The sequence below is a fragment of the Streptomyces malaysiensis subsp. malaysiensis genome (assembly GCF_040653035.1).
Lineage (GTDB): Bacteria > Actinomycetota > Actinomycetes > Streptomycetales > Streptomycetaceae > Streptomyces > Streptomyces malaysiensis.
The window spans coordinates 1-14001 of record NZ_JBEZNG010000063.1; the positions used below are offsets into that span (position 1 = coordinate 1).

The following is a 14001-nucleotide window of genomic DNA, read 5'->3' on the forward strand; positions in this document are numbered from 1 at the left end:
TGGTGACGAGGTGGACGGCGTCGGGGAGGGTGAGGGTGCCGGTGATGTGGGCTGCGGTGATTTCTCCGACGGAGTGTCCGCAGACCATGTCGGGTTGTAGGCCCCAGGATTCCCAGAGTCGGTAGAGGGCGGTTTCGAAGGCGAACAGGGCGATCTGGGCGTGGTCGGTGCGTTGGAGTGTCTCGGCTTGGTCGGGGTCGAACATCACTTCGCGTAGTCCGGGGGTGGCGAGTGCGAAGACCTCGTCCAGTGCCTGGGCGAAGAGGGGGAAGTGTTCGTACAGCTGCTGTCCCATGCCGGGGCGTTGTGAGCCCTGTCCGGTGAACATCACCGCCAGCGGCCCGCGCCGCGGCCGGGTCGGCCGTACGGCACGGAGCGCGGTGACGAACTCCTCGCGGCTCTCCCCGACGACCACAGCGCGGTGCGGCAGGGTGGCACGGGTGGTGTTGAGGGTGTGCGCCACGTCGCCGAGCGGCGCCTCGTCCTCCTCGACATGCGCGGCGAGCCGTTCGGCCAGGGCGGTCAGCGCGGGCCCGGTGTGTGCGGACAGCACCCAGGGCACCGGTCCGACCGGCGGTGTCACCGGCACGTCGGGCTCCGGCACCGCGGGGGCCTGTTCGAGGACCACATGGGCGTTGGTGCCGCTGATGCCGAACGACGACACCGCGGCACGCCGCGGGCGTTGGTCGGTGCACTGCCAGTCTCGGGCCTCGGTCAACAGCCGTACCTCGCCCGCCGACCAGTCGACGTTCGGTGTCGGCTCGCTGATGTGCAGCGTCCTGGGCATCACACCGTGGCGCATGGCCATGACGGTCTTGATGACACCGGCCACTCCGGCCGCGGCTTGGGTGTGCCCGATGTTGGACTTCAGCGACCCGAGCCACACGGGCTGGTCACGGTCCCGCCCGTAGGTGGCGATCAGGGCCTGGGCCTCGATCGGGTCACCGAGCCTGGTACCTGTGCCATGCGCCTCCAACAGGTCCACGTCGGCCGCGGTCAGCCTGGCGTCGGTGAGCGCCTCACGGATGACGCGCTGCTGGGAGGGGCCGTTGGGGGCGGTGAGGCCGTTGGAGGCGCCGTCCTGGTTGACGGCGGTGCCGCGTACCACGGCGAGCACCGGGTGTCCGAGTCGCAGGGCGTCGGACAGCCGCTCCACCAGCAGCAGGCCGACGCCCTCGCTGAGCACGGTGCCGTCGGCGGACGCGTCGAAGCTCTTGCACCGCGCGTCGACGGCCAGCCCCCGCTGCCGGCTGAACTCTACGTACGGATGCGGAACGGACATCACCGTGACGCCGCCGGCGACGGCGAGCGAGCAGTCTCCGGAGCGCAGCGCCCGCACGGCGAGGTGCAGGGCGACCAGCGAGGAGGAGCAGGCGGTGTCCAGCGAGACGGCCGGGCCCTCGAAGCCGAAGGTGTACGAGACCCGCCCCGAGGCCACGCTCGCCGCGCTGCCGTTGCCGAGGTAGCCCTCCAACTCGGCGGGGAAGTCGCGCAGGCGGGTCACGTAGTCCTGGTACATGATGCCGATGAAGACGCCGGTGCGGCTGCCGCGCAGGGTGGTCGGGTCGATGCCGGAGCGTTCCAGGACCTCCCAGGTGGTTTCCAGCAGCAGTCGTTGCTGCGGGTCCATGGCGAGCGCCTCGCGCGGCGAGATGCCGAACGGGTCCGGGTCGAACGCCCCGGCCCGGTCCAGGAAGCCGCCCTCGCGGACGTACGCGGTGCCCGGGTGATCCGGGTCCGGGTCGTACAGGCCGTCCAGGTCCCAACCGCGGTCGGTGGGGAACGGCGAGACCGCGTCCCCGCCCGAGGCCATCAGCTCCCACAGCGACTCCGGCGAGTCGACCCCGCCGGGCAGTCGGCAGGCCATCCCCACGATGGCAACCGGCTCGGCCGCCCCCTCCTGGAGCGAGGCGTTCTCCCGGCGCAGCCGGGCGTTCTCCTTGGCCGACACGCGCAGCGCCTCGACAAGCTGTTCATTGGTCATCGTCGCTCCCCTCAGGCTCCGGTTCCGTCCATCACGTGCCGGATCAGCGCCTCGGCATCCATGGCGTCAATCAGGCCGTCCTCGTCGGGCTCGGCCGCGTCCGGCGTCCGCGCCGGGTCGGGACCGGCCAGCTTCAGCAGCGCCTCCAGCACCCCGGCCTCGCGGAACCGGGCGACCGGCACCCGCTCCAGGACCCGGCGCAACTCCCGCTCGTCCGGGTCGTCGTCGGGCCCGGCGGCCGCCGGGGCGGGGGAGACCTGGTCCAGCAGGTACCGCGTGACCGCTCCGGCCGCCGGATAGTCGAAGACGAGCGTGGCGGGCAGCTGGAGCCCGGTCATCGCCGACAGCCGGTTGCGGAACTCCACGGCGGTCAGGGAGTCGAAGCCGAGGCTCTTGAACGCCTGGTCCGGCTCGATGGCACCCGGGTCCGGATGCCCGAGCACCTGGGCCACCTGCTCGATCACCGACGCCAGCACCGACCGCTCACGGGCATCCGGGGCGAGCGCCGCGACCCGTTCCGTCCACGGCTCGGCCCCGCCGGAGTCCGCCCCGACGGCCGTTCGGCGCGGCGCGCGCACCAGCCCGCGGAGCAGCACCGGCACCGCGCCGGAGCGGCCGATGGCGGGCAGGTCGAACGTGGCCGTCACCACCTGTCCGAGGTCGACGGCGAGCGCGCCATCGAAGAACTCCAGCCCCTGCTCGTCGGTGAGCGGCCGCAGGCCGGCACGGGCCAGCCGGTCGTGGTCCGCGCGGGTGAGATGGCGGGTCATGCCGCTGGTGCGTTCCCACGAGCCCCAGGCGAGTGAGGTGCCGGGGAGGCCGTGGCGTCGGCGGTGGGTGATCAGGGCGTCGAGGAAGCTGTTGGCGGCGGCGTAGTTGGCTTGTCCGGCGCTGCCGAGCACACCGGCCAGCGAGGAGAAGACCATGAACAGGGTCAGGTTCTGGTCTTGGGTGAGTTCGTGGAGCCACCAGGCGGCGTCGGCTTTGGGGGCGAAGGTGGTGGCCAGTGCGTCGGCGTCCAGATGCTCGACGGTGGCGTCGGCCAGCGCTCCGGCGGTGTGCACGACGCCGGTCAGCGGGCCGGTCTCGTCGATGAGCGCGGCGAGTGCGGTGCGGTCGGTGAGGTCGCAGGAGAGGGTGCGGATGCGGGCGCCGTGTTGTTGGAGTTGGTTGGCGAGTTCGGTGGCGCCGTCCGCGTCGGGTCCTTGGCGGCTGGCCAGGACGAGGTCGCGGACGCCGTGTTCGGTCACGAGGTGGCGGGCGATGAGGGAGCCGAGGCTCCCGGTGCCGCCGGTGATCAGCACGGTTCCTTCGCCGATCGCCACCGGCTCGGTGGGAGCGACCGCGGTCAGTCGGGGGAGGGTGATGGCGCCGTCGCGGATGCGGGCTTGGGGCTCGCCGGAGGCGATCAGGGTGGGTAGTGCTTTGCGGGAGGTGGGGTGGTTGTCGGTGTCGATGAGGATGATGCGGTTGGGGTGTTCGGTTTGGGCGGTGCGGATGAGTCCCCAGACGGCTGCGCCGGCGAGGTCGTCGTGGGTGGCTTCGATGACGAGGGGGGCGGTGGTGTCCGCGGCCAGGTGCTGCTGTATTCGGGTCAGGGTCTCGGTGGTGATGCGGTGGGTGTCGGCCAGGACGTCGTCGCCGACCGTCGGCACCTCGTACCGCTCGAACTCCACGGCACCGCCCGACCTGCCGACGCCGGACCAGGCGATCCACTCCGGCCGGTACAGCGGCCCGGAGCGCGCACTCGCCGAACGCAACTGCTCAGGGCTGATCACCCGGCTCGCCAGCGACTCCACCGTCACCACCGGCTGGCCGGACGGGTCGAACGCGCGCAGGCTCGCGGACCCCGACGCGTCCCACTCCAGCTCGACGCGCAGTTTGGTGGCACCGGTGGCGTGGAGGGTGACGCCGGTCCAGGCGAAGGGCAGCCGGATTTCGTCCCCGTCGGAGACCGCGACCAGTGCGTGGAGGGCGGCGTCGAGGAGTGCGGGGTGGATGCCGTAGCTGTCGGTGTGGTCGGTGTGGTCGGTGTCGGGGAGGCGGACGTCGGCGAAGAGGCGGCTGTCCTGGCGCCATAGTGCGTGGAGTCCTTGGAAGGTGGGGCCGTATTCGAGTCCGGTGGTGGCGAGGCGTTCGTATGCGCCGGTCAGGTCGATGGGTTCGGCGTCGGTGGGGGGCCAGGTGGTTTGCGGGGTGTCGGGTGTTTGTTGGCGCTGGGTGAGGGTGCCGGTGGCGTGGGCGGTCCAGGGTCCGTCCGGGTTGTTGCTGGTGTGGATGGTGAGGGCGCGGGTGTTGGCGTCGTCCGGTGGGTTGATGGTGAGTTGGATGGTGGTGGGGTGGGTGAGGGTGATGGGGGTGTGGATGATGAGTTCGTCGAGGGTGGTGTGGTTGGTGTGGTCGCCGGCGTGGAGGGCCATGTCGACCAGTGCGGTGCCGGGGAGGAGTGGGGTGCCGTTGACGGCGTGGTCGGCGGTCCAGGGGTGGTGGGCGGGGTTGATGTGCCCGGTGAGGATGGTGGCCCCGGTCTCCGCGAGGGTGGTGGTGGCGGGGACGAGTGGGTGCGGGGTCGGAATGAGTCCGAGCTGGGTGGCGTCCTGGGTGCCGGCTGTGGGTTTGTCGTTGAGCCAGAAATGTGTGTGTTGGAAGGGGTAGGTGGGGAGGGAGGTGGTTTTGGTGGGTGGGATGAGGGTGTGCCAGGTGATGGGGTGGCCGTGGGTGTGGGCGTGGCCGAGTGCGGTGAGGAAGGCGGCGGTGTCGTCCTGTTCATTGCGGAGGGTGTGGATGGTGGTGGTGTCAGGGTTGGTTTCCTGGATGCTGGGGGTGAGGGTTGGGTGGGGGCTGGTTTCGATGTAGGTGGTGTAGCCGTTGCTGCTCAGGTGGTTGATGGCGGGTTGGAAGAGGACGGGTTGGCGTAGGTTGCGGTACCAGTAGTCGGCATCCAGGGTGGTGTCGGTGATCCAGGTGTTGTCGGTGGTGGAGTAGAAGGGTGTGGTGGGTTTTTGCGGTGTGATGGGGGCGAGGATTTCTTGGAGTTGGTTGTGTAGTTGGTCGATGTGGCCGGAGTGTCCGGCGAAGTCGACTCCGGGGAGTTGCCAGCGCATGATGCGGTGGTGGGAGAGTTGTTGGGTGAGGTGGGTGATGGCGTCGAGGTCGCCGGTGATGGTGGTGGTGTTGGGTGCGTTGTGGGCGGCGATCCAGATGCGGGTGTTCCAGTGGTCGGGGTTGGCTATTTGCTGGATTTTTTCGGGTGGTGCGAGGACGCTGATCATGGTGCCGTGGCCGGTGAGGGGGAGGAGTGCTTTGCTGCGGAGGGTGGTGATGCGTGCGGCGTCTTGGAGGGTGAGGGCTCCGGCGGTGTAGGCGGCGGCGATTTCGCCTTGGGAGTGGCCGATGATGGCATCAGGGGTGAGGCCGTGGTGTTGCCAGAGGGTGGCGAGGGCGACCATGGTGGTGAACAGAACCGGCTGGATCACATCGACGCGGTCCCAGGTGGGTGCTCCGGGTTGGCCGGTGAGGATGTCGGTGACGGACCAGTCGATGTATTCGGACAGGGCTGCGTCGACCTCGTGGATGGTGTCGCGGTAGAGGGGTGAGGTTTCCCAGAGGCGCTGTCCCATTCCGACCCACTGCGACCCCTGCCCGGGGAAGACGAGGACGGTCTTGCCACCATCCGGGGTGTGTCCGGTGATCTGTTCCAGTGCGGTGGCGAATTCCTCACGGGTGGAGCCGACGAGGACGGCGCGGTGGGGGAGTGTGGTGGATCGTTGGGTGATGAGGGAATGTGCGATCTGGTGGACCGAGCCTTCGGTCTCCGTCACCAGTTGCCGGGCCAGGTCTTTGAGCGCGGTTTCGTTCTGTGCGGAGAGCACCCACGGCACCGGACCGGAGGGCGCGGACAGCTCCGGGGTGTCCTCCGCCGCGTCGTTGGACTCCGTCTCGGGTGCCTGCTCCAACACCACATGCGCGTTCGTCCCGCTCGCGCCGAACGACGAGACCCCGGCGCGCCGCGGACGACCGGTGGCGGGCCAGTCGCGGGCCTCGGCCAGCAGCTCTACCGCACCTGCCGACCAGTCGACCTCCGGGGTCGGCTCGTCGATGTGGAGGCTCTTCGGCATCACCCCGTGCCGCATCGACAGGACCGCTTTCATCACACCGGCTGCTCCGGCGGCGGCTTGTGTGTGCCCGATGTTGGATTTCAGTGAGCCCATCCACAGTGGGTGCTCCCGGTCCTGCCCGTAGGTGGCGATGATTGCCTGGGCTTCGATCGGGTCGCCGAGTTTGGTGCCGGTGCCGTGTGCCTCCACCACGTCCACATCGGCCGCGGTCAGCCGGGCGTCGGCGAGCGCGGTGTTGATGACGCGTTGTTGGGAGGGGCCGTTGGGGGCGGTGAGGCCGTTGGAGGCGCCGTCCTGGTTGACGGCGGTGCCGCGTACGACCGCGAGTACCGGGTGTCCGAGGCGTTTGGCGTCGGAGAGTCGTTCGACGAGGAGGGTGGTGGCGCCTTCGGACCAGGCGGCGCCGTCGGCTGTGGCGGCGAAGGATTTGCAGCGTCCGTCGGGGGAGAGGCCGCGTTGGCGGCTGAATTCGATGTAGGAGGAGGGGGAGGCCATGACGGTGACGCCGCCGGCGACGGCGAGGGTGCATTCGCCGGCGCGCAGTGCCTGGACGGCGAGGTGCAGGGCGACCAGGGAGGAGGAGCAGGCGGTGTCGACGGACACGGCGGGTCCCTCGAACCCGAACGTGTAGGACACTCGGCCGGAGACGACGCTTCCCGATCCGCCGTTGCTGGTGTACCCCTCCAACTCGGACGGGAAGTGACGCAGGCGCGAGATGTAGTCGTGGTACATCACGCCGGCGAAGACGCCGGTGCGGCTGCCGCGGAGTGAGGTGGGGTCGATGCCCGCGCGTTCCAGCACCTCCCAGGTGGTCTCCAGCAGCAGCCGCTGCTGCGGGTCCATGGTCAGTGCTTCGCGTGGCGAGATGCCGAACAGGGCGGCGTCGAAGTCGCCGGCGTCGTGGAGGAAGCCGCCTTCGCGGACGTAGGAGGTGCCGGGGTGGTCCGGGTCGGGGTGGTAGAGGTGTTCCAGGTCCCAGCCACGGTCGGTCGGGAAGCCGGAGATGCCGTCGCCGCCCGAGGACAGCAGTTCCCACAGCTCCTCGGGTGAGGTCACACCGCCCGGCAGCCGACAGGCCATCCCGACGATCGCGATCGGCTCGCTGTCGGTGGCCGACACCGGTGCCACTCGCGGGTCCGGCACCGCCGATGCGGTCCGCCCGGAGAGCCGTTCGGCCAGCAGCCCGGCCACCGCGGCGGTGGTCGGGTAGTCGAAGATCAGGGTCGCCGGGAGGCGCAGCCCGGTCGCGGCGGTCAGCTGATTGCGCAGCTCGACAGCGGTCAGCGAGTCGAAGCCCAGCTCCTTGAACGCCTGGTCGACGGCGATCCGGCGGGCGTCGCTGTGCCCGAGCACCGAGGCCACTTGGCCGCGTACCAGCTCGACCACGGCGTTCATCCGGTCCTGCGGGGCCATCGCCGAGACCCGGTCGGCCCACGAGACGTCGCCCGCGTTGCCCGCCTGCCGCCGGGCGCGCCGGACGACCAGGTCCCGCAGCAGCTCCGGCACCGCCTCGGCCCGACCGAGCGCGGCCAGGTCCAGCCTCGCCGCGACCACCGGGCCGGTCCCGGCGGCCAGCGCCGCGTCGAACAGGGCGGTTCCCTCGGCGTCCGACAGCGGGCGCAGTCCGGCGCGGGCCTGCCGGTTCCGGTCGGTCGTGCCGAGGCTCCGGGTCAGTCCGCCGACCCGCTGCCAGGACCCCCAGGCGAGTGAGGTGCCGGGCAGGCCCAGACCGTGGCGGTGGGTGGCGAGGGCGTCGAGGAAGGTGTTGGCGGCGGCGTAGTTGGCTTGTCCGGGTGAGCCGAGGATTCCGGCGACGGAGGAGAAGAGGGCGAAGAGGGCGAGGGGGTGGTCCTGGGTGAGTTCGTGGAGCCACCAGGCGGGGTTGGCCTTGGGGGCGAAGGTGGTGGCCAGTGCGTCGGCGTCCAGGTGCTCGACGGTGGCGTCGGCCAGCGCCCCGGCCGTGTGGACGACGCCGGTCAGCGGTCCGATGTCGTCGATGAGTGCGGCGAGTGCGGCACGGTCGGTGGTGTCGCAGGATCGGACGCGGACGCGGGCGCCGTGTTGTTGGAGTTCGTTGGTGAGTTCGGTGGCGCCGTCCGCGTCGGGTCCCTGGCGGCTGACCAGGACCAGGTCGCGGGCGCCGTGTTCGGTCACGAGGTGGCGGGCGATGAGGGAGCCGAGGCTGCCGGTGCCGCCGGTGATGAGGATGGTTCCGTCGCCGATCGCGACCGATTCGGTGTCCGCCGACAGGCGTGCGAGTCGGGGAAGGGTGATGGCGCCGTCGCGGATGCGGGCCTGGGGTTCGCCGGAGGCGACCAGGATGGGCAGGACCTCTTGGGAGGCCGGGTGGTCGTCGGTGTCGACCAGCACGATGCGGCCCGGGTGTTCGGTCTGCGCGGTGCGGAGCAGCCCCCAGACGGCCGCGCCGGCGAGGTCGTCGTAGGGCGCTTGGACGACGAGCGGGGTGGTGGTCGCGGTCAGGTGTCGCTGAACGTGTGCGAGTGTGTCGGTGGTGGCCCGGTGGGTGTCGGCGACTACGTAGTCTCCGGTCGGCTCCACCACGTACCGCTCGAAGACCGGTACGGTCGCGGGCGTCGTCGGAGTGTGGGAGACCCACTCCACGGCGTACAGGCCGTCCGGGCCCGAGTCGGCTCGTCGCAGCTGGTCGGCGGTGACCGGCCGGGTGACCAGCGCATCGACGGTGACGACCGGCTCGCCCGTGGTGTCGGTGGCCAGGAGGCGGACGGCGCCGGTGTCGTCGGTGTCCAGCCGGACCCGCAGCCTAGTGGCGTCGGTGGCGTGCACCGCGACGCCGGTCCAGGCGAACGGCAGCCTGATCCCGGACAGCTCGGCCGTGCCGACGACCGCGTGCAGCGCCGCGTCGAACAGCGCTGGGTGCACCGCATATCCGGCGGTGTCCCCGGCCGCCTCGGGCAGGGCGACTTCCGCGTACAGGCTGCCGCCCTGCCGCCAAAGCGCTTCCAGTCCCTGGAAGGCGGGCCCGTAGGCCAGCCCCCCGTCCGCCAACCGCTCGTACAGACCGGTCAGGTCGACCGCCTCCGCCCCGGCGGGTGGCCAACTCCGTGGCGGAACGGGTAGGTCGGCCTCCTCGGCGAGGGCACCCACCGCGTGCTCGACCCAGTCGCCGTCGTCACGCCGGGCGTGCACGGACACCGGGCGGCGCCCGTCCGCCTCCGCCGGTCCCACACTGACCTGCACGGAGGCGGCCCGGTCGAGCACCAGCGGGGTCTGTACGACCAGCTCGTCCAGGACACCGCAGCCGACCTCGTCGCCGGCCCGGATCGCCATGTCGACCAGCGCGGTGCCCGGCAGGACGACCGTATCGGCCACCGCGTGGTCGGCCAGCCATGGCATGGAGGCCACCGACAGCCGGCCCGACAGCACGACCGCGCCACTTCCGGCGATCGTGGTCACCGCACCCAGCAGCGGATACCGCGTCGGCAGCAGCCCCAGCCCGGTGGCGTCGCCGCCCGAGCCGGACCCGCGCTCCAGCCAGTACCGGTCCCGCTGGAACGGGTAGGTCGGCAGGTCCACCCGCCGGCCCTCCCCGACCACCGCGGCCCAGTCCACCCGGGCACCCCCGATGTGGAGCTCGCGCGCCGCGGCGAGCAGCGCCGCCACGTCGTGGTGGTCACGCCGCAGCGTCCCGGTGACCACCGCATCCGGGCAGCTCTCCCGTACGCTCGCGGTGAGCACCGGATGCGGGCTGACCTCGACGAACACATCAAAACCGGCCTCGGAAAGCCGACCGACCGCATCGTCGAACCACACCGTCTGGCGTAGATTCCGGTACCAGTAGCCGGTGTCCATCGACGCGGTGTCGATCCAGTCCCGCTCCACGGTGGAGAACAGCGGAACCCGCGACGTCATCGGCTGGACGTCGGTCAGCGTTCGGGCCAGCTCCTCCTCGATCCGCTCCACCTGTGCCGAGTGGGACGCGTAGTCCACCGCGACTCGCCGGGCGCGGTCCTCGGTGGCCAGCAGCTCCTCCAGCGCGGCGACCTGACCGGACACCACCACTGCCTCCGGCCCGTTCACCACCGCGACCGACAGCCGGCCCTCCCACTGGCGCAGCAGGTCCTCCACGTATGCCACCGACCGCTGGACGACGGCCATGCCGCCCTCACCGGCCAGCGCGGTCAGCGCCTTGCTGCGCAGCGCGACCACCCGGGCCGCGTCCCGCAACGACAGCCCGCCCGCCACGTGTGCGGCGGCGATCTCGCCCTGTGAGTGCCCCACCACGGCCGCGGGCTCCACGCCGTAGGACCGCCACACGTCGGCCAGCGCCACCATCACCGTGAACAGCACCGGCTGGACCACATCCACCCGGTCCAGGTCCGGCGTCCCCGGCTCGCCGGCCAGCACGGCCGCGGCCGACCAGTCCACGAACTCGGCCAGCGCGCGGTCGGTGCGCAGCACGCTGTCGCGGAAGACGGCGGAGCTCTCCCACAGCCGGCGGCCCATACCGATCCACTGCGAGCCCTGGCCGGGGAAGACGAAGACCATCTTCGACGCCCGACCGGACCCGCAGGTCAACGCGTCGAGTTCGGCGGCGAAGTCCTCCCGTGTCGCGCCGATCATGACCGCCCGGCAGGGCAGCGCCGCGCGACCGTGCAGCAGCGAGTAGGCCACGTCCGTCACGGATCCCTCGTCCCGCGTCACCAACCGCCGCGCCAGCTCCCGCAGGGCGGGTTCGGTGTGTGCGGAGAGTATCCAGGGCACCGGTCCTGCCGGGGGTGCCTCCGAGGTGTCGGGTTCCGGTGTGGTGGGGGCCTGTTCGAGGATGACGTGGGCGTTGGTGCCGCTGACGCCGAAGGAGGAGATGGCCGCGCGTCGGGGGTGCTGGTCGGTGGTGGGCCAGTCGCGGGATTCCGTGAGGAGTTCGACGGTGCCGGTGGTCCAGTCGACTTCGGGGGTCGGCTCGTCGATGTGCAGGGTCTTGGGCATGATGCCGTGGCGCATGGCCATGACGGTTTTGATGATGCCGGCCACTCCGGCGGCGGCTTGGGCGTGGCCGATGTTGGACTTCAGCGATCCGAGCCGCACGGGCTGGTCGCGGTGTTGTCCGTAGGTGGCGATCAGGGCCTGGGCTTCGATGGGGTCGCCGAGTTTGGTGCCGGTGCCGTGTGCCTCGATGAGGTCGATGTCGGTTGCGGACAGTTGGGCGTTGGTGAGTGCGTCGCGGATGACGCGTTGTTGGGAGGGGCCGTTGGGGGCGGTGAGGCCGTTGGAGGCGCCGTCCTGGTTGACGGCGGTGCCGCGTACCACGGCGAGTACCGGGTGTCCGAGGCGTTGGGCGTCGGAGAGTCGTTCGACCAGGAGTAGGCCGATGCCTTCGGCCATGCCGAAGCCGTTGGCGTCGGCGGCGAAGGCTTTGCAGCGGCCGTCGTCGGCGAGGCCGCGCTGTCGGCTGAACTCGATGAACGGCGCCACTGAGGCCAGTACGGTGACGCCGCCGGTGATGGCGAGGGTGCATTCGCCGGAGCGCAGGGCTTGGATGGCGAGGTGCAGGGCGACCAGGGAGGAGGAGCAGGCGGTGTCCAGTGAGACGGCCGGGCCCTCGAAGCCGAAGGTGTACGAGACGCGGCCGGACGCCACGCTCGCCGCGCTGCCGTTGCCCAGGTACCCCTCCAACTGGTCCGTGTCGTCAGCCGACCAGTCGGCGTAGTCATTGTGGATCACGCCGGTGAACACACCGGTGCGGCTGCCGCGCAGGGCCGCCGGGTCGATACCGGCGCGCTCCAGGACCTCCCAGGTGGTCTCGAGCAGCAGTCGTTGCTGTGGGTCCATGGCCAGCGCCTCGCGCGGCGAGATGCCGAAGAACGCCGGGTCGAACCCGGCCGCGTCGTCCAGGAAGCCGCCCTCCCGGGCGTATGTCGTGCCCGGGTGGTCGGGGTCCGGATCGTAGATGCCCTCCAGGTCCCAGCCGCGGTCGATGGGAAACGCGGAGACGCCGTCGCGACCGGCGGCGACCAGATCCCACAGCGACTCCGGCGAGTCGACGCCGCCGGGCAGTCGGCAGGCCATGCTCACGATCGCGATGGGCTCGCGGTCCCTGGCTTCCAGCTCCTGGATCTGCTGCCGGGCGTCACGCAGGTCGGCGGCGGCCTTCTTGAGGTAGTGCAGAAACTCGTCTTCGTTCGCCATCGGTGCTCAGCTCCATACGTGAACCGGAAGGACGGGGACCGGAAGGACGGGGACCGGACCGTGGGGACGACGCTCTTCGGGTCGACCCGTCGAAGATCAGTGGGACATGCCCTAACCCGCTTTGCCGTCGAGGAAGTCGAAGATCTCCCGGGCGCTCGCCGCGTCGAGGTCCAGCGCGGTGTCGGCGGCGGGCTGGGCAGCGCCCAGTGTCGACAGCCACTGCTTCAGCCGCGCCACCACGGTCGGCCGCCGCTCCCCGTCCTCGGCAAGCGCCCGCAGCGTCACCTCGATACCGTCCAGGTCGGCCAGCGAGGGCCCGGTGTCGGCCGGGGCCAACTGCGCCAACAGGTGATCGGCCAGCGTGTTCGGTGTGGGGTGGTCGAAGATCAGGGTGGCGGGTAGCCGCAGTCCGGTGGCGGTGGTGACGCGGTTGCGGAACTCGACGGCGGTGAGCGAGTCGAAGCCGCTGTCCTTGAACGCCTGGGTCGGGCTGACATGCTCGGCGCCCGAGTGGCCGAGTACGGTGGCCGCCTGCGCCCGCACCAACTTGAGGACGACCGCCCGACGCTCCTCGGGTGCCACCGCGGCGACGCGGTCGGCCCAGGTGCCGTCCTGGACGGCTGCCTGGCTTGCGGTTGGCCGGGCGGCGCGCACCAGCGCGCGGAGCACCGGTGGCACACTGCCGGAACGCGCGATGGTGGGCAGGTGGAGCTTGACCGGTGCGACGGCGCCCAGACCGCGGCCGAGGGCGGTGTCGAACAGCGCGGTGCCCTCGGCTTCGGTGATGCCGTACAGACCGGCGCGGGTCATTCGGTCGTGGTCGGCCTGGGTGAGGTGGGCGGTCATGGCGCCGGTTCGTTGCCACCAGCCCCAGGCGAGTGAGGTGCCGGGCAGGCCCTGGCGGCGGCGGTGGGTGATCAGGGCGTCGAGGAAGCTGTTGGCGGCGGCGTAGTTGGCCTGTCCGGGGCTGCCCAGCACCGCTGCCGAGGAGGAGAAGACGACGAACAGGGCGAGATCGTGGTCTTGGGTGAGTTCGTGGAGCCACCAGGCGGGGTTGGCTTTGGGGGTGAGGGTGGTGGTGAGTGCGTCGGTGTCCAGGTGGTCGATGGTGGTGTCGGCGAGGGCTCCGGCGGTGTGGATGATGCCGGTGAGGGGGCCGATGTCGTCGATGAGTGTGGCGAGTGCGGTGCGGTCGGTGAGGTCGCAGGAGCGGACGCGGATGCGGGCGCCGTGTTGTTGGAGTTGGTTGGTGAGTTCGGTGGCGCCGGGGGCGTTGGGTCCTTGGCGGCTGGTGAGGACGAGGTCGCGGGCGCCGTGGGTGGTGACGAGGTGGTGGGCGATGAGGGAGCCGAGGTTGCCGGTGCCGCCGGTGATGAGGATGGTTCCATCGGGGGTGTGGGGGATGGTGAGGACGACCTTGCCGATGTGGCGGGCCTGGGCCATGAAGCGGAACGCGTCCACCGACTCGCGCACGTCCCAGCACCGCACCGGCGGCAAGCTGAGCGCGCGGCTGTCGAACAGCTCCACCAACTCCGCCAGCATGCCCGCGATCCGGTCAGCGCCGGCATCCAGAGCCAGGTCGAACGCCTGGTAGGTGATTCCCTCGGGCAGGTCCTCGGCGTTGCGGAGGTCGGTTTTGCCCATTTCGATGAATCGGCCGTTGGGGGTGAGGAGGCGGAGGGAGGCGTCGGTGAGGTTGTCGGTGAGGGAGTTGAGGATGACGTGGATGCC

Annotated in this window: 3 protein-coding genes; all 3 read right to left on the bottom strand. The window is 70.9% G+C overall.

Features of this window, described 5'->3' with window-relative positions:
• Positions 1 to 1984: type I polyketide synthase (locus tag AB0E24_RS45610; RefSeq protein WP_359385906.1), on the bottom strand; the 1984-nt coding region annotated here is incomplete at its 3' end.
• 11 nt (positions 1985 to 1995) lie between these two features.
• Positions 1996 to 12270, bottom strand: coding sequence for an SDR family NAD(P)-dependent oxidoreductase (locus AB0E24_RS45615; RefSeq protein WP_359385908.1), 10275 nt, complete (start codon positions 12268 to 12270; stop codon positions 1996 to 1998).
• A gap of 111 nt (positions 12271 to 12381) precedes the next feature.
• Positions 12382 to 14001, bottom strand: a 1620-nt coding sequence (locus tag AB0E24_RS45620) for an SDR family NAD(P)-dependent oxidoreductase (protein WP_359385910.1), incomplete at its 5' end; no start/stop codon positions are given.